The following is an 18756-nucleotide window of genomic DNA, read 5'->3' as shown; positions in this document are numbered from 1 at the left end:
GAACGCCGTAGGGTTACTCGGATTCCCCCAGACAGCTGCCAAATGTCTAACTGCCTGACACAAGCGCAAAAACTCTCGTAACGATCGATATTTAGGCCGTGATTTTCGAGCATGTCTCTTTATAATACTCATTGGAGACACTTAGTGTGCTCTAGGCACTCCTAGGTATCTAATAGAGCACACGAGCAACACGACAGCCTCTAAGAGACGCCCTTTCATGATAAGCGGGTAGCTAAAATAAAATTCAATGTTTCCGCCAACTGCACTCGAAAACGGCCATAAACAGAGCGTGAGCAGTCCAAGTAAATTCTTGGAAAATCACCTAATAGAGCGCCCGATCTATGGCCTCAAAAAAAATACTCATCGACTATGAGTGCTCCGCGCCGCCACGAGAACTGGGAGAGTAACAAAAGAACTCTTTGACTGCGGGCAGTTTCTATCAATGCGATGGCAGACTACTGCCCACCATTGCAAAGAAGAACTTAGACCAAAGACCGCGAGCAATCGAACATTACGTATTTGCTAGGGGCTATTGTGGCGTACATCAGATAGTGCCCGACGGTAGAGCGTGACCATTTCGTCCAGCAACTCTTGAGCAACATTACAAGCAATCTTTAGTCGGAGCTCTTCAGGGTGGCCAGAACCACACTCTGCCAACTGAACCAGTAGATCACCTAGCATTGACGCACGAAGATTTGCATCTGCTTCGATGGACCGAGTGGAAAGATACATTTGGTTAAGCGCGATTGGCTTGCTTGGGAACGGAAAAACAGAGGGCCTCTTCTCAGCCATGGCACACCTCCGTTGGAGGAGTACATGGCATGCAGGTAGCGCCGAGGCGGAGCTCGGGCTTAAAAGGAGATACAGGCATTATAACTGCTCCTCAGACGATTAAGGAGCCGCCACCCGCCGTTGTCACTCGGTGATGGGAGGCGGACCGTGAGGGGGTGACAAACCGGCGTCCGAGGGAACCGGCCAGGCAAAAGCCTGCCCCACACGGCCCGCCATAGAAAACCACAGATGTGGTCTAGCTACAGCGCTACCGCGTCTCGAACGAATCGGGTTGTCACACCCGGTCGTGGGATTGACCACGACGATGCAAATTTAATGCTTTGGAACGCGCCCTAGCAACCCGGGGCAACGCTAGCTACCTAAGACTTATCTTGGTTGGTCTACGGCAGACCATTTGGTATGCAACAGAAATACGGTAACGGGCCAAACCGGATTTATCCGGGACAGACCAGTTGGTGCCAAAGAGACTTGCCTGGCAGCCGAAAGGCCTTGGTAGGGGAGAGGAAATGGCAAGCTATTCCGCACACGAGCGCTACGCATCGACTGATTGGTTCACTACGCCAACCTTGCTGCTGGTAGATCCGCGGCTGACGCCCTTGGAGCGCAACGGCTGGCAGGTCTTGCGCATGCTCAGCGGCCCTGATGGCATCAGTTCGCTTACGAGCCTGAGCCAGCTACGGCGCTATCTCACCACCACACCATTAGGACAGCGGGCGGGCTATGAGACGGCGCGCCGCGTTCTGAAAGTGCTGCGTCTGACGGGATGGATCACGCTGGTCGGTGTGCAGCGTGACCCTATGACGGGCAAGGTGATGAGCGAGCGCTACAGGGTGCATGAGCGTGCCTTAGCGTTTGATCAGGCATGCAATGCCGACCACACGCTTACCCGTCTATTGCAGGCGTGCCTTTACGAGACAGGCCATCCGATCCAGCGGATCGCGCAGCATCTAAGTCAGGTGTTCGAACAAGGGCAGCGCAGCGACGATGCAGAGACTAATGGAGCTCCGAGCCCTGGTGACTTTATGGGCTCTATCTCTGAGGCAGTGCCTGTGGGGTCTGGTATAGGCCATACCGGTCTGCCACAGACCAACGAGGTCCACGACGAACCAATTGGCCAATACAGTACGTACAGTAGTAAGACGTATAAAGTACGTACGTTCTCTACAGAGGTCGAAAGCACAAGCGGCAGTGCTCCGCTTCCACCCTGTCTCACGGGAGTTGATGACGGGCAGTTGCAGGAGCTGCTGACGGCACTTGAGGAGTTGTCCCTGGAGCAGCGTCAGCAGGTATTGGCAGAGCTTGACGCCAGACACCGTAACGGCGGTGTACGCAATGTGGTGGCCTATGCCTTTGGCTTGATCAGACGCGTGCAGTCGGGAGGTTTCCGGCCTTATGCACTCCGGGACAGGCCGGCAGTGCAGACCGTGGCGAACAAAGCCTCCAGCATGGACCATTGTCCACGCCCGGCACATCGAGTAGCCCCCGCAAAGCACTCAACGCCCGAAGTCGCTGAAAACCACATTGCGACGCTTCGCAAGATGCTCAACATGCCTGTCAGGGTGTCGCGTGTGCTCGCCGACATCAAAGCTGGGTCCGAGCAGCGCGGCGAAGAAGCCAGTGGCGGTGTTTAGAATGATTGAGCCACGCTGCGGGCTTGGACTGCTCATAGGCCCAGTGCGGAGGCGTTCGTAATGCTTTTGCTGCGGCGATGGATGATGACCGTCTCATCCAACAGATCTTGCGCAGTCATCTTGATAATCGTGGCGCGAAGCGAATCTGTTTCCAGGGTGCTGGCGTCAAGCTGATCGAGTAGGTCCTTCAGTATGGAAAAGCGCAGTTCGATGTCATCTGAAAGGCCCGACAGGTCGCTTGCGAGGTGGCTGGCGTCGATACCTTTCCGAGGAAGCGAATAGATACGGGTGTTCTTGGTGTGCATCATGATGCGTATACCTCGATTTTCCTGACGTCCGTTTGGGGGCGATTAATCAATCCTGTCCGGGCAGGTCGCTCAGCACTTCAGCCTGCACTCGATGGCTTGGAGGGACTTCAGCCTAAGCGGCAGCCTTAAAAGCGCTGCCGCCCAAGGTGCCGGACCAGCCTTGTCCTGGGTGACCAGGAGAATTCCGGACTCCCCAACTAACTGCCCAAGAGCGGCTAGGCAAGCTTCAGCAAGACAACCTATAAGGTTGATATTCAACCTAGATAGCTCTTCATGTCAACAGGGTGTCGCTCGACCATTGAGGTTGAAGGGAGAGCGTCATGGCTGAGTACGATACGGCGGCATTGGCAGGTCTGGTGGGGCGAGCTATTGCTCGGCAGCGCATTCGCTGCGGGTTCACCCAAGAGCAGATCGCCGAACGATTGGGGATAGGCAACGAGGCGGTATCGCGCATCGAGCGCGGTTTGGTCATGCCTAACATCGAGCGCTTATTGTCCCTGGCGGAGGTATTCGGCTGTGAAGCAGCGGACCTGCTGACCGAGGCAAGTGCCCGGCCACAGGATCAAGCGCGACATCTCGAAACACGCCTGGCTACCCTCAGCGCCGAGGATCGCCAACTGGTCATGGAATTGCTTGAAAGTCTGATTCAGCGACTGGGACGCGGTTGAGTGAGCGACAGAGTTCTCTGATTTTGACACCATGGCCTAATACGCGCGTTCCGCACTTCTGCCTGCGAGCGTGCAGCCCTAGAACAAGCCCGACTTTTGTAACTGGATGCCAGCAATACAGTGCATAAGCGAGACGCTCAAACCTGCTCATCGCAGTTAGATAATTTTAGCGCTACCAATCCCCGCCGTTTAAATTGCGTCAGTTCCTCACCCTTCGTGACATCGGCAACCAATGTCCAGCCCGCGTGAAGATTTTGAGGCTACGTTTGAGGCTGGGTGGCTAGGGGTTCTTGAAGCAACAAAGCCACCAGATCAATGCTAGAGCGCCATGCCATAGTTCTATGGCATGGCGCTACTTTGCCCATGCTACACTTCAGCTTTTGCGGCCGCCCATCAACAACCGCTTATTTGGCCTTGTAAATGATGCCCGGATTGCACTGCACCATCTGGTAGAGATCCGGCAGGCCGTTGAGGGCCTCGGAGGCACCTAGGAACAGATAGCCGCCCGGCTTGAGGGTGCCATGGATGCGCGTGAGAATGTCTTTCTTCACCTCGGCGGAGAAGTAGATCAGCACATTGCGGCAGAACACCATGTCGAACTTGCCGAGGCTGGCGTAGCTGTCCAGCAGATTCAGCGCACGGAATTCGATACGGCTGCGAATCGCCGGCTTGACCGCCCAGCGATTCGGCTGGAGCACGTCGAAGTAGCGCTGCAAGCGCTCCTGGGATAGCCCCCGGCCGATCGCCAGCGAATCGTACTCGCCGGACTTGGCAGCGGTGAGAATGGCGCCAGACAGATCGGTCGCCACGATCTGCATGCCGCCACGCCCCTGCCCTGCCGCGCTCCGCTCGAATTCGTCCATGGTCATGGACAGCGAATAGGGTTCCTGACCCGAGGAGCAGGCCGCCGACCAGACCCGTAGGCGCTGGCCGAAGGTGTTCTTGATCAACTCCGGCAAGAGGCGGTTCTTGAGCACCTCGAAGGGATAGGTGTCGCGAAACCAAAGGGTTTCATTGGTCGTCATCGCATCGATGACCTTTTCCCGCAGACCGCCACGGGGCTGCATCTGGATGCGCTGCACCAGCTCCGACAACGTCTTGATCCCCTCGGTCTCCATCAGCTTGTTGAGCCGACTGGAGACGAGGTACTGCTTGTTGTCACCGAGCAGGATCCCGCTGGATTTCTCGAGGAAATCACGAAAAAGCACAAAATCCGCGTTGACTGCTGACACTGCCGCTCCGCCTTCTGGATACCGGGATAGAGACGCCTTCACCTAGTGACTATCGACCGCATTGATGCGCTCGGCTACCCGGGAGGCAAGATCATCGGGACGGAACTTGGCCAGGAAGTCGTCCGCACCGACCTTCTTGACCATCGCCTGGTTGAAGACGCCGGACAAGGAGGTATGCAGCAGTATATGCACTTTCTGCATCCGCGAATCATGACGGATTTCTGCCGTCAGAGTGTAGCCATCCATTTCCGGCATCTCGATGTCGGAAATGATCATCAGCAATTCTTCTTCCGGACGCTTACCTTCAGCCACCATCGCCTGAAGGAAATTCAAGGCCTGGCGACCGTCGTTGAGGGAGATGACCTCAACCCCGACGGTTTCCAGGCAGCGGCTCACCTGCTTGCGGGCCACCGACGAGTCGTCGACGATCAGGACGCGCTTGGTGACGGCCTTGGCCTGTACCACTTCGCTGATGACACCAGCTGACACGGTCTCGACCGACGGTGCGACTTCGGAGAGGATCTTTTCCACGTCGATGATCTCGACGAGCTGGTTGTCGACCCGAGTGACGGCGGTCAGGTAGTGATCACGACCGGTGCCCTTGGGCGGCGGGTTAATGCCTTCCCAGTTCATGTTGACGATTCGCTCCACCGAGCGCACCAGGAAGCCCTGCACCTTGGTATTGTACTCAGTGATGATCACGAAGCAGTTGTTGATGTCTTCCAGCCCACGACGACCGGTGGCCATGGCCAGGTCGATGATGGGAAAGGTGCCGCCACGAATGCTGGCCACGCCCCGTACCACCGGACTCGATTTGGGCATCACGGTGAGTTTGGGGCACTGCAGCACCTCCTTCACCTTGAAAACGTTGATGCCGTAGAGCTGCGAGCCGTCCAGGCGGAACAGGAGCAGTTCCAGACGGTTCTGGCCCACCAGTTGGGTACGTTGGTTGACTGCGTCCAATACACCAGCCATTAGATGACTCCTTTAAATGCCCACGAGCGGGTTATCACAACGCGGCACGGGGCTTGCTTATGGGTTTATCACAAAGATCGCAGCGACGTGTTTCCGACCATGACTCTAGCTCGAAGACTGACCCTTGGCCTCCTGACCCTACTCTGCTGTCTGCAAAGCAGAGCCTTTGCGGAAGACGCCTACACTTCACCTGACGAACTTATCGGCGCTGTCGAAAGTTTTCTTGAGGAACGGGTACAGGAATATTTACTGGATACCAGCCTCAACGCTCGCCATGAAACCCAGGTTAAGACGATCGACCCACGCTTGCGTTTGGCAGAGTGCGACAAACCTCTGACGCTTACCCAGCAGGGCGAACCGACTCCCGTCGGTCGTATCAACATCAAGGTTCGCTGCGAGGGCTCCAGTCCGTGGACCGTATTCGTGCCCGCCCAGGTCAAGCTATACCGACCGATAGTTGTCGCCCTCCAGCCCCTGATGCGCGGAGCCCTACTGGACAACAGCAACGTGGCGCTCGTGGAGCGTGACGTTGGTAACCTTGGCCAGGGCTACCTGACCAGCCTAGAGACGGTGCTTGGTGCTAAGCTCAAGCGCCAGGTGATGACCGATCAGCCCCTGGCACCGGCCTATCTCGAACAGGCCGAACTCGTTCACAAAGGCGAACAGGTGGTAATCAATGCCCGCACCTCGTCTTTCAGCATTCGCATGCAGGGCGAGGCCCTCGCCGACGGTGCCAAGGACGAGGAGATCCGCATCCGTAATTTAAGCTCCAACCGGGTGATACGTGGGCGCGTGGTCGATCAGGGGCAAGTCGAGGTTGCTCTTTAGCTCGACGTGATAAAGGAGTAACTTCTAGTCATCCAAGCGCTTCGAACGACTAGAAGAGACCCTGTCCAAAGATGTGAACCGCTGCACAGGTCTACGGCTAAAGTTTCCGCCCAGCGGGCCGATAAACCGGACATGTGAGCGATACATCCCGAGGAATTTCACGAATGGCTATAGACATCAATCGCCTGAACTCAACATCGACGTCAGGCATCAGCACCCGTAGCGCCTCGGCCCCGAAAGACGGTGTCAGCCTGGAAAGCAAGGATGTCACCTCCACAGCCACCAGCCAGAAGTTAGGCGAATCGGTGAACCTGAGTCCCGCGGCTCAGCAGCTGAATTCCTTGACTGCCGGGTTGAAGGATCTGCCGGTGGTCGACAGCGACAAGGTCAGTCGCCTTAAGCAGGCTATCGCCGATGGCTCCTACAAAGTCGATAACCAAAAGGTCGCCGATAAGCTGCTCGCCTTCGAGTCCTGAGGCTATGACGTCGGGCGGACCTGGTGAGAAACATTAACCAAGAGATTCCGAGCCATGCCCGTCACGCCGCTCCTCGCCATTACCCTTAACGATGTCGAGCTTGCCGACCAGTTGCTGGCGCTCCTCGAAGAGGAGTTCCAAGCCCTCGCACAACGCGACCTCGTCGCGCTGGAAAGTCTGCTCGGTGGCAAGCAGATCCTGCTCAAACAACTCGATCAGCATGCCCAGCATCGCTCTGCTCTGCTTCGCTCGGCCAGCTTGAGCAATGATCTCGCCGGCTTGCAGCAGTACGCCGCCGGCCAGGACGAAGGTCAGGCGCTACTGGCGGCTTCCGCGCGCCTGAGCGAGTTGATCGAGGCCTGCAAGCAGCGCAATGTCCGTAATGGCCAGATCATCCAGGCCAGCCAGATAGGCACTTCGCGGGTGCTCAACCTCCTGCAAGGCAGCAGTTCGGCGCCCGCGCTCTACAACAGTCGCGGCAGCCAAACCCGCAGCGGCTATCAGCGTCCGCTGAGCTCGGCTTGATCACGGACATTCTCATGCCAGCTTTTTTCGCTGTACAGATGGCGTTTAGCCAGTATTCTTGCTGACCGCTGTCTACAGGAGTTTCCAGGTGCAAGGCTCTTCCGCTAGCGACAATGCCGCTCAGCCACCCCAGGTCTACCGCTCCAAGGGCGAGATCCTGGCCTGCCTGCGGCCGGCGCAACAGCAGCATATTCCGTTGCGGATCACCTTCAGTCGCCAGGGGCAGCAATTCCAGAGCTTTGTCGTCGAGATTGACGAGGCCAAGGGGCGGATCGCACTGGACGAATTCATTCCGCGCGAAGCCGAACGCCTGCTCGAACAGGGCCAGTCGTTCCGGGTGGACAGTTTTCACGAAGGCATCAAGGTCACCTGGCAGATCAATCATCCGGTCGAGTTCAGCGAGCTGGATGGCAATCGCTGCTACTGGATCGGCCTGCCCACCGAACTCACCTATCACCAGCGGCGCAATGCCTATCGGGTCAAGTTGCTGCTGACCCAGCCGGCGACGGCGGAGCTGAGCCAGGGCAACAGCCCGATCCAGCTGCGAGGCCAGTTGATCGACCTGTCGGCCACGGGCTGCAAGCTGCGTTTCCCTGGCAACGTCACTCATCTGCTGCAACCGGGGCAGCAGGTACAGAGCTTCAGCGCGGAGTTGCCCATCGGAACGATCAACACCCCGGTGACCATTCGCCACGTGGCCTGTCCGGAGCGTATGGAATACAGCGACGTCGGCGTCTGCTTCAACAGCCTGACCGGCGCAGCCCAGCGCCAGATCGAGCGCTTCATCTACCAGTTGCAGCGGGAAAACCGCCGGTTCGAGTGACCGACCGGGCGTCCACGACTGCTGGACGCCCTCCTCCACCGCTCAGGGCGCCCTGGATTCAGGCGGGTTCTGCAGGAACTCGATCTCTTCCTGCAGCGGTGCTCCCTCCTCGACAGGCTCCTCCTCTACGACCGGCTCAGTGTGCATCTGGTCATGCACCACCTGGCTATCGACCCGTGGATCCAGGGCCGCTGCCAGCGGCGAACTGGTCGACCCTTCGGGCATCTGTACGTGGCTCAGCGGCGCCTCGTCGACCAGGTGCTTGCCGGTGACCGCATCCGGGCGGATACGCCAGATCAGGATGGCACCGCAGAGCACGACAAAGGCATAGAGCATGTTGGGTCCGACCAGATTCATCAGCGCACCCACCACCAGCGGACCGATACAGGCACCGATGCCAAAGGTCACCAGTAGCATGGCGCTCAGGGATACCCGCCGCTCTCCTTCGATATGGTCATTGGACAGCGCCACCGCCAGGGGATAGAGCACGAATTGCAACAGGCTGGCAATGAGGCCGAGCGGCAGCAGCACCACCGGCGGCACATGGGGCAGCACGGCCAGTGGCAGGGCAGCCAGCGTCAGGGCGATGGCAACCACCCGGATCAGCCAGCTGCGATCATGCCGATCCGACAGCCAGCCGATTGGCCACTGGGCGATCAGGCCGGCGAAGATGCAGCAGGCCATGAACAGGCCGATGCGCTCGGTGGGCAGGCCCTGGGCGCTGGCATAGAGGGGCGCCAGGCCGTAGAAGGAGCCGATTACCAGTCCGGCGACCAGGGTCGTGGTCAACGACTGCGGAATCCGCTGGATAAAAAATGTGGGTTCCAGCGGCGCCGGCTTGAGCGGTGCCGGGTGGATCTTGCCGGTGACCGCCACCGGCACCAGGCACAGGGCGTAACAGATGGCGACCAGCATCAGCTTGTCGACGCCGAGATCCGGCGAGAGCACCAGCACCACCTGCCCCAGCGCCAGGCCGAGGTAGGAAGCGGTCATGTAGCCGGAAAAGACCTTGCCGCGCTCGCCTGGGCCGGCCTGCTCGTTGAGCCAGCTCTCCAGCACCATGTACTGGCACATCATGCCCATGCCGATCAGCACCCTGAGTGCCAACCACATCGGCAGCCAGGGCAGCAGGCCGATCCCCAGCACCGCTGCGCCGACTACGCCGGCGCAGGTCACATAGGCACGGATATGGCCGACCTTGGCGATCAGTCGATGCCCCAACTTGCCGCCTATCACCAGGCCCGCGTAATAGGCAGCGGTCAGGGCGCCGACCCAGAGTCCCTGCACCTGATCGGCGGCCAGTCGCAGACCGAGATAGGTACTCAGCAGACCGGTCCCGATCAACATCAACAGCGTCGCGAAATAGAGCCCGCGAAACGCCGACAGCACACGCACCATTGCCTACTCCATCGTCTCTTGCACACCCGGCAAGCGCGACGGAATCAGCTTCGTCGTTGCGCCGGCAGCTGGGCGTCCTCGCCCAGGCGTGGGTTGTATTGGCCTGCACAGGCCTTCATCAGTACCTGCAGCACCGACAGATTACCTCTGACGCTGCTGATCTTGGTGGGTACCTCGCCCTTCGGATAGCGCCGCACGGTGGGGAGTTCCACGCAGCGATAGCCCAATTTCGGTACCCGATAGGAAAGATAGGCCAGCAACTCGTAGGTAGTGAACTCGTCGCGGAACGGTGCCACGCGCGGATCCAGCAGCATGGCCCGGCTGTAGGCGCGGAAACCCTGGGTGGTGTCGGTCCAATGGAAACCCGAGGCCAGGCTCAGCATGGGCGCATGGATGAAGCGAATGGCGAAGTCACGGGACTTGGGGGTGTTTTCCGCCACGCCGCCGGCCAGGAAGCGCGAGGCCTGGACGAAGTCGTAGCCCTGCTCGATGGCGTCGATGAAGCGCGGGATGGCGTCCGGATCGTCCTTGTCATTGCCGTCGATGGTCACGATGCCGGTGTAGCCCTCGTCGAGCACGAAGGCATAGGCGCAGCGCAGCTGGGAGCTGAGCTTGCCCGGTGCGGTCTTGACCAGCAGCCCACGCACGCCCAGCTCCTGCAGCCGCTGCGGCTCCAGCGAGCCGTCGGTACTGCCACCGTCGACGATGATGACATCGGCGATGTCGGCGATCCTGACCGCCGCCATGCGCCGCAAAAGGTTGAGAATCCGCTCGCCTTCGTTGATGACCGGGATCACCACGCAATGCGGACGGCTGCGACCGTTCCAGAAGGTCGTCGAATAGCTGGGCACCTGCCAGAGGGCGCGCTCGGTGGCGGGAATTGCAGTAGTCATAGGTCCTCCAGGTTCAACCGACACGGGCCGTGATGAGGGCGACGCCGGCGATGATCAGGACGATGCCTGCCGCCGTGGTCCAGGGAAAGGCTTCGCGAAAGATCACCACCGACAACAAGGCGACGCTGGCGATGGCCCCGGCCGTCAGCACCGGATGCGCCACGTTCAGCGGCAGCTTGGCAAGGGCGGCGGCATACAGCAGAAAGGCCAGGCCATACATGAACAGTCCCAGCCAGAATGGCCAGTTGGCCAGCGCGGCCATGGGATCGCTCAGACTGGGAAAGCGTCGCGGCGGCAGCATGGCCAGCTTCACCAGCACGCTCGCCGAGGCGTTGGAGGCAATGCCCAGGATCAGGATCAGCCACTTCATGCGGCGGCCTCCGGCAGGTCGCGATAGGCCTTGACCGCGACCTGAACGCCACGCTCCAGCGCGGCCAGGTTGGAGCCCTGCTTGGCCGGCAGCATCTCGATGCTGACTACCTGCTCCGGCAGCCGCCGGGTCAGGGCGAAGGCGATGCCCTCGTGATTGGTACCGCCCTCCCCCAGGGTCACCAGATCCGGTTCGCTGGCATGGACGTGGCCGATCAGTTCGGCATGCTCTTCGAGGACGCGGGCGGCATCTTCCTCGTTGATGGTCAGGGCGCCGGTATCGAGTTGCATGAGGATCGCCGGATGCTCCACGGCCCGTACCACGGCGGCGGTGGAATCGCTGTCGATCATGAAGTTGGCGCCATAGCGAAGCGGATTCGGCTCCAGGCAGATCTGCACCCGGTGCGCCGCGGCTACATCACCCAGGCGGCGGAAGAAGTCCCGTGCCTGCGCCAGGGCCTGGTCGTCACTCAGCCCCGAGCGATCGCGATTGCGCGGCGAGCCGAACACCAGGCGCGTCGCGCCCAGCCCCTCGGCGACCCGGCAGACGCCCTCCAGCTGCGCCAGCAGCGCGCGCTGCACGTCGTCGGCGCCGAAAACGTTGAGACCGCTGGTGCCGAACAGTAACGCCTGCATGCCGGTGATCTCGATGCCGCGGGCCTGCCACTGCTGACGCACGACCTGGATTTCCTGGGCGGTGGCCGTCTTGGGATCGGCGAAATACTTGCCGGGGGCGATGTCGATGGCATCCACCCGGTATTGCTGCAGGATCTCGGCGACCATGGCGTCATCGGTCGGATCCCAGGCGATATTGGAGATGGCGATGCGCATCACTGACCCTCCGCCTTGATGACCGGGGGTTCCGACTGCGCATAGGCGCGGACCGCGAGCAGGGTGTCGCGCGCGCTGTACTGGTAGCCGTCACGCCCGCCGAAGACCTCGGCATGCACGCTGCGGAAATCGTAGCGCGCTGGCGTACCCTCCAGGGTATTGCCGAAGTCGCGTCCGAAACCCTGGCTGGCGATGTCAGCCACGCTGATGGGCTCGGCGGTCAGGTGCACCAAGTCCAGCCCGGCAGCCTGGGCGGTCTGGATGTCATAGCCGAGATTGACCATCGGATAGAACTGGAAGACGCCGCGACTTTCCACCGCGTGCAGGTTGTTGTCGTTGAGCAGGTCGTAGATCACGTTCTTGCGCAGCCCGGGCCCGACCAGGCCCGGCAGGCGGACGATCAGGGCGTTGGCGAAATGCTCTCGGACGAATTGCTCCAGTCGATAGCGATTGGCGCCATAGGCGTGCAATCCCTCTGCGTCCACCGCGGTGGTCTCATCAACGCCAAGCGGCTGCTTGAAGACATCCACGGTGCTGATCAGCACGAAGGAATCGCACTGGATCCGCGACAGATGACTGATCAGGCCATCGATCTTCTCGCGATCGGCCGCAGGATCGCGATTGGCGATCCACTTCTGCGCCGGCGCTCCGGCGCAGATGACCTGGCCATAGGGCTGATCGCCGATCTGGTCGATATTGGTGGAGCGAAACAGCGCGCCGAAGGCCTTCTGCTTGAGCAGCGTCGACCCCACGAAGCCGCTGTACCCTATCAATGCGTCGGTCTTCATGTAGCTCACCCCTTGGTCTTGAATCTCAGGCAATAGTCCGGTTGGCACTCCTCGACGGGATAACGCTCGTCCAGGTAGGCCTTGAGTCGTGGAAACTTGTCGTGCATGGAAATGTTGTTCAGCTTGAATGACCAGAAGGTCGTCGAATACACCACCGCCGGCGGATCGGCCTGCTGCAGATCGCTGAGCAGATCGGCCTCGTAGGGTGGCGTGGCATAGACCGGATAGATGTACTTGGTACAGGCCGGCAGATCGGTCACGCCGTTGATGACCCCGTTGTTGGCCAGATCGAACACACAGTGGGCGCCGCTTTCCAGCAGGCGCCGCGAGGCCCATTGCACCCCGGGCGTGGCCAAGGCGGCGTCATCCGGCAAGGCGGTCAGCGCCGGCACCCAGGCGAGCCCCTGGGCCCACACGCGCTCGACCGGCGACTTGTAGAGATTGAAGGCGGCGAGCAGCACCAGCAGCGCCGCCAGGGCCGGTACCAGCAGACGCCGGCTGAAGGCCAGCAGCGCACCCGCCAGCAGCACCGCAAAGAACGGCGAGGGATTAAGTCCGACCAGCCCCATCAGTACGGCAGCGGCAATGGCCGCGGCCGCCGCGCGCGGATGCGCCGAGATGTCCCAGCCGCCGTTGCGGGCCAGCCGCTGCCGGCGGGCGGCATAGAGCAGGCTCAGCAGGGGTACCCAGAAGCCCATCTGGATATGCTGGAAGTCCGCGCGATTGACCCCGATCTTGAAGAAGATCGCGAGCAGCACTGCCAGGGCACCAATCAGCGGCAGATCCTCGCTCCAGCGCCACGGCCAGGGCAGACAGCGGATCAGGGCGAAACCGGCCAGCGCCGTAGGCACTGCCAGCAGCAGGCTCAGCGCCAGCGGCCGGGCATTCAGGCCATAGCCCCACTGGGACGAGGTTTCCAGAAGGAAGGTCAGGTTCTTGACGTAATCGGTCAGGGCGAAGAAATCGGTACCAAAGCCAAGCCAGCCAACCGTTGCCACGAAGGTCAGCAGCGACAGGAAATGGCGCCGATGCAGAAGCAGCGTGAGCAGTACCGCCGAGCCGATGGCCAGCACCCCGGCGATCCCGCGGTCATAGGACCAGAACAGATTGAAGCCGGCCGCCAGGCCGAGCAGCACCTCGCAGACCAATCGCCGCGGCGTGGTCTCCACCTTGCGATGCAGACAGAAGAGGAACAGCGACAGCAGCAGAAAGAGATCGCGATAGCCCACCACCTGGGTCGCCACGGCGCCCACGGCGACCAGCAGGATCAGGCGAGCGCGGCCCTTGGGCACGGGGCACAGCAAAACGGCCGTTCCCCACAGCAATAGGGCCGCGCCGGTGTTGCACAGTCCATAGAGGATCTGGGTCACCAGGAAGGTGTGCTGGGCACCGAACCAGGTCTCCGCCAGCCACACCGGGATGAAATCCAGCCCGCCATGGATGGTGAAGGCATGGGCGCCTGGCTGACTGTGCAGCAGCGTCGGCAGCGTGGCGAAATATTCCCCCTGGTGGAAGGGGTCGAGGATGACGCCCTTGCCGAACAGAAAGAAATTGATGATGGAAAAGATCAGAACGCTGATGAAGCCGGCGACGCCGGACACCCCCCTGGGTGTCGCTTCAGTGGAAGGGTTCGGCATCGAGGCGCTCCAGGGCATCGAAAATGTTGTCGATCTTGCCGCCCAGCATCGAATAGCAGCCGGGCAGCTGGGAATGTTGTTCGAAGAGGATGGGACGGCCGTCGTCACCTTCGTTCTTCATCAGGATGGTCTTCACCTCGAACAGCGAATCCCGGTACTCCACCCGTGCCGCAGCCGACATGTAGCGGGCCACGTCGCGCACCATCCAGTCCGCTCGCGAAGCACGGTCGTAGTCGTCGAGCAGGGCATAGGGATCGGTGCCATTGGCGTCTTCCCAGTTCAGGTGCGGGGTGTAACGCACATGGGACAGGGTGTGCAGACCGCGCGCTGGGAACGGCATCATGGAAAAGAACGGACCGTCCATGACCGTCACGCCGAGGTTGCGCAGCTCCGGAGGCATCTCCACCAGGGCCATCTCGGTGATCTCATGGCGCAACCGGGTAGCGGTGCCGGGAAAATCGCCGCCGTACTGGTTGAGCCCGCTGTAGGTACAGTTGAAGAGGTAGCGGCAGTGCAGCTCCTCCTGTCGTCCGGCTTCATCCACGACCTCGGCACCCAGTCCCCCCGCTTCACCGCGGATCGCCATCACGCGACTCTTGAGGCGCACCTCGACGCCGACGGCATCGAGCTCGCGACTCACTTCGGCGGCAAGTACGGCGGAGTTGAAGGCATATTCCTCCGTCAGATACACCGCCTCGATCAATCGATCGTCGAACAATCGACTTAATTCTTCGGATGCCGGCTGCAGGGAAGCCTCGATCCCCTGACAGAAACGTTCGAACTGCTTGGCCGTTACCTTGGAGTTGTTGCGGGCAATGGCATACAACTTGGTGAAATCCCGCACTACCACATCGGGATAGTCGCGCAAGAAGCGCGGCAAGTTGACCCGGCTGCGAAAGGCCGTGACGAAACTGCGCGGATAGTGATAACCGTTATGAACACGTGCCTGATTGTTGTAAGAGGCACGCTTCAACAGCCCGTCTTCCCGCTCGATCAGGGTGACTTTCGCAAAGCCCCTCACGCGCATGAGATACAGGGCCGTCATGGCCCCGTAAAATCCACCACCGATGACGATCGCATCTTTCATGATCGTCAGGCCATGCCAAATTGAGTAGCCGGTCCTGCGGCATTACCGCCCTGCACTACTTCGACATTGAGCTTGTCACGGCGCGTCATGACGGCGCTCGTGAACTCCTGGGCGACATGATAGAGCGGCCCTTCGTTGACTCTGTGGGTCAACTGCAGGACATATTCGCCAAGGACGAGCAGGACCAGCGAAATGAGAAAGAACATGCCGGACTGCTGTAATGAAATCGTCACCCAACCCGGTGCGACGTCATCCTTGAACAGGCCGATGGCAATGACGTAGATGGAATAGAGCAGATTGGACAGGGCACCCACGATGGACAGGAAGCTGACCATGCGCATCGGCTTGCGGGTGGAGGACACCAGCAGGCGGGCACCGCGATCAAAGCTGCCGGACAGCCGCTTGGGCTTGCTACTGCGCGGCGGCATGCTGTATTCGAGATTGGTACGGGAGAAGCCCGCCGTCGCCGGCAGGTGCCGATAGGTCAAGGCCGGCGCGGGATGGCGCAGGATATAATTGATGACCTTCTTGCTGAGCATCCGGTACTGGGGCGCATCCTTGGCCAGATCGACCCCGTTGAATTGCCGGTAGAGGCTGTTGAAACCTCTGGAGCAAAGACTGTAGGACAGGGTCTGGCGAACTTTCTGCTGATTGTTGGCGAACACCACGTCGATGCCGCCGGCCGCCTGTTGCAACATGTCAGGCAAGAAGGCGATGTCATCGGTTTCCGGATCTATGACGACCGCGAAGTCACCAAGCGCATTTTCCAGACCCACCCAGGCAGCGGTATCGGAATCCACTTCCTTGGTCAGGGCATATACCTGCAGATTGGGCAGGCCGGTGATACTGGTGAGTTGTTTGAGTCGCGCTACGCTGTCATCAGCGGAGGCGTTATCGACAATGATAAGTTCGTAGTCACTTACCAAGGGACCGATAACAGTTGCCGCGCGTTCGAGGACGCTCTGCAACTCGGCAGCCTGATTACGAACGACGAACACGACTGAAAGTAGGACGGGATAAAAGGCCATGACGCGAACCTCCAGAGGCGCTCCAGATACAAGCAATGCAGACGGTTAGCCAACGGAGAGTACAGATAAATTCGGCAGGTTTTCGTCTGCTGCTCTATGCTGTGATCACAGCCACAAATCGCTACTGGAAGAGCCTGGAAGTCGGACAAGGTCGCCGTTTTTGCCCTATCCTCCAAACTGCTGTAACGGTTCGGCAAGGGCACCCGAAGGCGTCGGATCGCGAGGAGAGGTACTGGAAAGGAATCTGGTGTCCCAGAGTGGGGTCGAACCACCAACCTTCCCCTTAGGAGGGGGATGCTCTATCCAATTGAGCTACTGGGACAGGAAAGGGCGCTCATGGTAACGAGCAGTGGAAGGTTTGTCATGTTCCGGTTCGGCAGCGCCGCAGTGCGCGAGGACGGACAACGGCAGGAAGTTCTTCGGCAGCTTTGCAATTTGTTGCGTACGTCGGTAAATTGACGTCAATAAAAACAGATACCTAGGGACAGGTGGTTACAGAGTCCAAGGTGCCGTGAGTGCTAGCGGAACGAGACGAGGGCTAACGCCTTCACTGATTTTTGACTCCAGATGAAGTACCTCAATGACCCAGGCCATTAGATCCTACTCAAGCCGTACCGCTGACAAATTCGTCGTGCGTCTGCCCGAGGGCATGCGAGAGCGCATCGCGGATGTGGCCCGCAACCATCATCGCAGCATGAACTCCGAAATCATCGCGCGTCTCGAGCAGAGCTTGCAGCAAGAGGGCGCCCTTGGCGACGAACCCGGGCTTCGCCTGGACAGTCCGGAGATCACCGCCAGCGAGCGGGAGTTGCTGCAGCGCTTTCGCCAGCTGTCGGGTCGGCAGCAGAACGCCCTGATCTCGCTGATCGCCCACGACATCGACGCCGCATCCTGACGGCGTCCGGGCTGCCCTGCCCCTGGGTAGCCCTTTGCCCCCTACCCTGTCCTACATCAGGAAGAGGGTGGCGAGTCCCAAGAAGATGAAGAAGCCGCCGCTGTCGGTCACCGCGGTGATCAGCACGCTCGACCCCATGGCCGGATCACGGCCGAAGCGCTGCAGGGTCATGGGAATCAACACCCCCATGAATGCAGCCAGCAGCAGATTGAGGGTCATGGCGCCCATCATCACCAGGCCCAATGACCAGCTGCTATAGAGATAGAAGGCCACCAGCCCTATCACCCCACCCCAGATAACGCCATTGCACAGGGCGACGCCCATTTCCTTGCGCAGCAGCCGTGCGGTGCTGGTGACACTGATCTGCCCCAGCGCCATGGCGCGGACGATCATGGTGATGGCCTGGTTGCCCGAGTTGCCGCCGATACCGGCCACGATGGGCATGAGTGCGGCCAGAGCCACCAGCTTCTCGATCGAACCCTCGAACAGACCGATGACCCGCGAAGCGATGAAGGCCGTGATGAGGTTGGTGGCCAGCCAGGTCCAGCGGTTGCCCACCGATTTCCACACCGAGGCGAAGACGTCTTCGTCTTCGCGCAGACCGGCCATGTTGAGGACTTCGCTTTCGCTTTCCTCACGGATCAGGTCGACCATCTCATCGATGGTGAGACGACCGATCAGCTTGCCGTTCTTGTCCACCACCGGTGCCGAAACCAGGTCATAGCGCTCGAACGCCTGGGCCGCGTCATAGGCATCGCCGTCGGGATGGAAGGCCACCGCCTCCTTGGCCATGACCTCGACCACCAGCTTTTCCGGATCGTTGACCAGCAGGCGCTTGATCGGCAGCACACCCTTGAGGATGCTGTCGTTATCGACCACGAACAGCTTGTCGGTATGGTCGGGCAGCTCTTTCAGCCGCCGCAGGTAGCGCAATACCACTTCCAGGGCCACGTCATCACGGATGGTCACCATCTCGAAGTCCATCAGCGCGCCGACCTGATCCTCTTCGTAGGACAGCGCGGAGCGCACCCGCTCGCGCTGCTGGGCGTCGAGGGCGTCCATGAGCTCGTGAACGACATCGCGCGGCAGATCCGGCGCCAGGTCGGCGAGTTCGTCGGCGTCGAGCTGGCCGGCTACCGCGAGAATTTCCTGGTCGTCCATGTCGGCGATCAGGGTCTCGCGGACCGCGTCCGAGACTTCGAGCAGGATCTCGCCATCGCGCTCGGTCTTGACCAGACCCCAGACGGTCAGGCGGTCTTCCCGTGGCAAGGCTTCGAGGATGAAGGCGACGTCAGCCGGGTGCAGCTCGTCCAGGCGGGCACGCAGCTCTTCGAGGCCTTCTTCGGGAATATCGGCGGGGGATACGGGGGCGCGATCGTGGTCTTCACGCGCCTCGACAGCGAGGTCGTAGCGCTCCAACAACTCCACGACCTGGGCGAGCCGCTCCTGCAGCGTCTCGTGGGGCTTTCTGATTTCTGCTTCGTTCACTACGGTCATAGCGCACTCCGGCCCGCCGGCGGAGCGCACCGACGAACCCTAACTCAACAACGGGACGAAAAAGGCGATTGAGTA

The 18756-nt window shown here is 60.4% G+C and carries 19 protein-coding genes and 1 tRNA gene; 7 read left to right on the top strand and 13 right to left on the bottom strand.

All coding sequences use genetic code 11. The features are described from left to right. Positions 1 to 1298: 1298 nt before the first annotated feature. A complete protein-coding gene (locus OMP44_RS01870; protein ID WP_280306172.1) occupies positions 1299 to 2423 on the top strand; it encodes an STY4528 family pathogenicity island replication protein in 1125 nt (374 codons plus the stop codon). A gap of 32 nt (positions 2424 to 2455) precedes the next feature. On the opposite strand, the gene OMP44_RS01865 is transcribed toward OMP44_RS01870, so the two are convergent. Next, positions 2456 to 2731, bottom strand: coding sequence for a hypothetical protein (locus OMP44_RS01865; RefSeq protein ID WP_280306170.1), 276 nt, complete (start codon positions 2729 to 2731; stop codon positions 2456 to 2458). A 320-nt stretch (positions 2732 to 3051) separates the two neighbouring features. Here OMP44_RS01865 and OMP44_RS01860 point away from each other — a divergent pair, with 320 nt between their 5' ends. Then, positions 3052 to 3399 (top strand): helix-turn-helix domain-containing protein, encoded by a 348-nt coding sequence (locus OMP44_RS01860; RefSeq protein ID WP_007159148.1) that lies wholly within the window; start codon positions 3052 to 3054, stop codon positions 3397 to 3399. Between the two features lie 404 nt (positions 3400 to 3803). Here the strand turns inward: OMP44_RS01860 and cheR are convergent, their stop codons facing one another. Both cheR and OMP44_RS01850 read right to left on the bottom strand, forming a co-directional pair. Next, positions 3804 to 4631: a protein-glutamate O-methyltransferase CheR gene (cheR, locus tag OMP44_RS01855; protein WP_280306160.1), complete on the bottom strand. Its 828-nt coding sequence runs from the start codon at positions 4629 to 4631 to the stop codon at positions 3804 to 3806. 42 nt (positions 4632 to 4673) lie between these two features. Next, on the bottom strand, positions 4674 to 5606 hold the full coding sequence (locus OMP44_RS01850; RefSeq protein ID WP_044340938.1) for a chemotaxis protein CheV: 933 nt from the start codon (positions 5604 to 5606) through the stop codon (positions 4674 to 4676). A 99-nt stretch (positions 5607 to 5705) separates the two neighbouring features. Between OMP44_RS01850 and flgA the strand changes: the two genes are divergently transcribed. From flgA to OMP44_RS01830, 4 genes are all read left to right on the top strand, one after another. After that, positions 5706 to 6434 (top strand): flagellar basal body P-ring formation chaperone FlgA, encoded by a 729-nt coding sequence (gene flgA, locus OMP44_RS01845; RefSeq protein WP_208695021.1) that lies wholly within the window; start codon positions 5706 to 5708, stop codon positions 6432 to 6434. A gap of 164 nt (positions 6435 to 6598) precedes the next feature. Continuing rightward, positions 6599 to 6910, top strand: a complete 312-nt coding sequence (gene flgM, locus OMP44_RS01840) for a flagellar biosynthesis anti-sigma factor FlgM (RefSeq protein ID WP_273807693.1) — start codon at positions 6599 to 6601, stop codon at positions 6908 to 6910. Between the two features lie 54 nt (positions 6911 to 6964). After that, on the top strand, positions 6965 to 7435 hold the full coding sequence (locus OMP44_RS01835) for a flagella synthesis protein FlgN (RefSeq protein ID WP_208692069.1): 471 nt from the start codon (positions 6965 to 6967) through the stop codon (positions 7433 to 7435). Between the two features lie 88 nt (positions 7436 to 7523). After that, on the top strand, positions 7524 to 8258 hold the full coding sequence (locus OMP44_RS01830) for a flagellar brake protein (RefSeq protein ID WP_280306154.1): 735 nt from the start codon (positions 7524 to 7526) through the stop codon (positions 8256 to 8258). Between the two features lie 42 nt (positions 8259 to 8300). Here the strand turns inward: OMP44_RS01830 and OMP44_RS01825 are convergent, their stop codons facing one another. From OMP44_RS01825 to OMP44_RS01785, 9 genes are all read right to left on the bottom strand, one after another. Continuing rightward, positions 8301 to 9656, bottom strand: a complete 1356-nt coding sequence (locus OMP44_RS01825; protein ID WP_208692071.1) for an MFS transporter — start codon at positions 9654 to 9656, stop codon at positions 8301 to 8303. A 44-nt stretch (positions 9657 to 9700) separates the two neighbouring features. Beyond that, positions 9701 to 10549 carry a glycosyltransferase family 2 protein gene (locus tag OMP44_RS01820; RefSeq protein ID WP_208692072.1) on the bottom strand — a complete coding sequence of 283 codons (849 nt, stop codon included), beginning with the start codon at positions 10547 to 10549 and terminating at the stop codon, positions 9701 to 9703. Positions 10550 to 10562: 13 nt separating this feature from the next. Further along, positions 10563 to 10919 carry an SMR family transporter gene (locus OMP44_RS01815; protein WP_027598043.1) on the bottom strand — a complete coding sequence of 119 codons (357 nt, stop codon included), beginning with the start codon at positions 10917 to 10919 and terminating at the stop codon, positions 10563 to 10565. Further along, complete coding sequence (locus OMP44_RS01810; protein WP_208692073.1) at positions 10916 to 11749, bottom strand: sugar phosphate isomerase/epimerase family protein; 834 nt, start codon at positions 11747 to 11749, stop codon at positions 10916 to 10918. The genes OMP44_RS01815 and OMP44_RS01810 overlap by 4 nt, the downstream gene beginning before the upstream one ends. Next, positions 11749 to 12537, bottom strand: a complete 789-nt coding sequence (locus tag OMP44_RS01805; protein WP_208692074.1) for an NAD-dependent epimerase/dehydratase family protein — start codon at positions 12535 to 12537, stop codon at positions 11749 to 11751. The genes OMP44_RS01810 and OMP44_RS01805 overlap by 1 nt, the downstream gene beginning before the upstream one ends. Positions 12538 to 12542: 5 nt before the next feature. Further along, the gene (locus OMP44_RS01800) at positions 12543 to 14174 is read right to left on the bottom strand and encodes a hypothetical protein (RefSeq protein ID WP_261793883.1); all 1632 of its coding nucleotides are present in this window, start codon (positions 14172 to 14174) and stop codon (positions 12543 to 12545) included. After that, complete coding sequence (locus OMP44_RS01795) at positions 14155 to 15219, bottom strand: FAD-dependent oxidoreductase (protein WP_405046482.1); 1065 nt, start codon at positions 15217 to 15219, stop codon at positions 14155 to 14157. The genes OMP44_RS01800 and OMP44_RS01795 overlap by 20 nt, the downstream gene beginning before the upstream one ends. Before the next feature lie 47 nt (positions 15220 to 15266). Then, positions 15267 to 16289 carry a glycosyltransferase gene (locus tag OMP44_RS01790; protein WP_133862472.1) on the bottom strand — a complete coding sequence of 341 codons (1023 nt, stop codon included), beginning with the start codon at positions 16287 to 16289 and terminating at the stop codon, positions 15267 to 15269. Positions 16290 to 16534: 245 nt separating this feature from the next. Further along, positions 16535 to 16611, bottom strand: a tRNA-Arg gene (locus OMP44_RS01785). Positions 16612 to 16869: 258 nt separating this feature from the next. Between OMP44_RS01785 and OMP44_RS01780 the strand changes: the two genes are divergently transcribed. After that, on the top strand, positions 16870 to 17184 hold the full coding sequence (locus OMP44_RS01780; RefSeq protein WP_007160462.1) for an Arc family DNA-binding protein: 315 nt from the start codon (positions 16870 to 16872) through the stop codon (positions 17182 to 17184). 51 nt (positions 17185 to 17235) lie between these two features. Here the strand turns inward: OMP44_RS01780 and mgtE are convergent, their stop codons facing one another. After that, a complete protein-coding gene (gene mgtE, locus OMP44_RS01775; protein ID WP_405046447.1) occupies positions 17236 to 18681 on the bottom strand; it encodes a magnesium transporter in 1446 nt (481 codons plus the stop codon). Between the last annotated feature and the right edge of the window lie 75 nt (positions 18682 to 18756).

Source organism: Pseudomonas flavocrustae (genome assembly GCF_029872515.1).
Classification (GTDB): Bacteria; Pseudomonadota; Gammaproteobacteria; order Pseudomonadales; family Pseudomonadaceae; genus Chryseomonas; species Chryseomonas aestiva.
The sequence above is the reverse complement of the archived record's forward strand: the minus strand, read 5'-3'. Positions and strand labels throughout refer to the sequence as shown.

Coding starts and splice junctions, on each gene's coding strand:
- OMP44_RS01870 (WP_280306172.1), top strand. CDS start 1,299: ATGGCAAGCTATTCCGCACACGAGCGCTACGCATCGACTGATTGGTTC.
- OMP44_RS01865 (WP_280306170.1), bottom strand. CDS start 2,731: ATGATGCACACCAAGAACACCCGTATCTATTCGCTTCCTCGGAAAGGT.
- OMP44_RS01860 (WP_007159148.1), top strand. CDS start 3,052: ATGGCTGAGTACGATACGGCGGCATTGGCAGGTCTGGTGGGGCGAGCT.
- OMP44_RS01850 (WP_044340938.1), bottom strand. CDS start 5,606: ATGGCTGGTGTATTGGACGCAGTCAACCAACGTACCCAACTGGTGGGC.
- flgA (WP_208695021.1), top strand. CDS start 5,706: ATGACTCTAGCTCGAAGACTGACCCTTGGCCTCCTGACCCTACTCTGC.
- flgM (WP_273807693.1), top strand. CDS start 6,599: ATGGCTATAGACATCAATCGCCTGAACTCAACATCGACGTCAGGCATC.
- OMP44_RS01835 (WP_208692069.1), top strand. CDS start 6,965: ATGCCCGTCACGCCGCTCCTCGCCATTACCCTTAACGATGTCGAGCTT.
- OMP44_RS01825 (WP_208692071.1), bottom strand. CDS start 9,656: ATGGTGCGTGTGCTGTCGGCGTTTCGCGGGCTCTATTTCGCGACGCTG.
- OMP44_RS01820 (WP_208692072.1), bottom strand. CDS start 10,549: ATGACTACTGCAATTCCCGCCACCGAGCGCGCCCTCTGGCAGGTGCCC.
- OMP44_RS01815 (WP_027598043.1), bottom strand. CDS start 10,919: ATGAAGTGGCTGATCCTGATCCTGGGCATTGCCTCCAACGCCTCGGCG.
- OMP44_RS01810 (WP_208692073.1), bottom strand. CDS start 11,749: ATGCGCATCGCCATCTCCAATATCGCCTGGGATCCGACCGATGACGCC.
- OMP44_RS01805 (WP_208692074.1), bottom strand. CDS start 12,537: ATGAAGACCGACGCATTGATAGGGTACAGCGGCTTCGTGGGGTCGACG.
- OMP44_RS01800 (WP_261793883.1), bottom strand. CDS start 14,174: ATGCCGAACCCTTCCACTGAAGCGACACCCAGGGGGGTGTCCGGCGTC.
- OMP44_RS01795 (WP_405046482.1), bottom strand. CDS start 15,219: ATGACGGCCCTGTATCTCATGCGCGTGAGGGGCTTTGCGAAAGTCACC.
- OMP44_RS01790 (WP_133862472.1), bottom strand. CDS start 16,289: ATGGCCTTTTATCCCGTCCTACTTTCAGTCGTGTTCGTCGTTCGTAAT.
- OMP44_RS01780 (WP_007160462.1), top strand. CDS start 16,870: ATGACCCAGGCCATTAGATCCTACTCAAGCCGTACCGCTGACAAATTC.
- mgtE (WP_405046447.1), bottom strand. CDS start 18,681: ATGACCGTAGTGAACGAAGCAGAAATCAGAAAGCCCCACGAGACGCTG.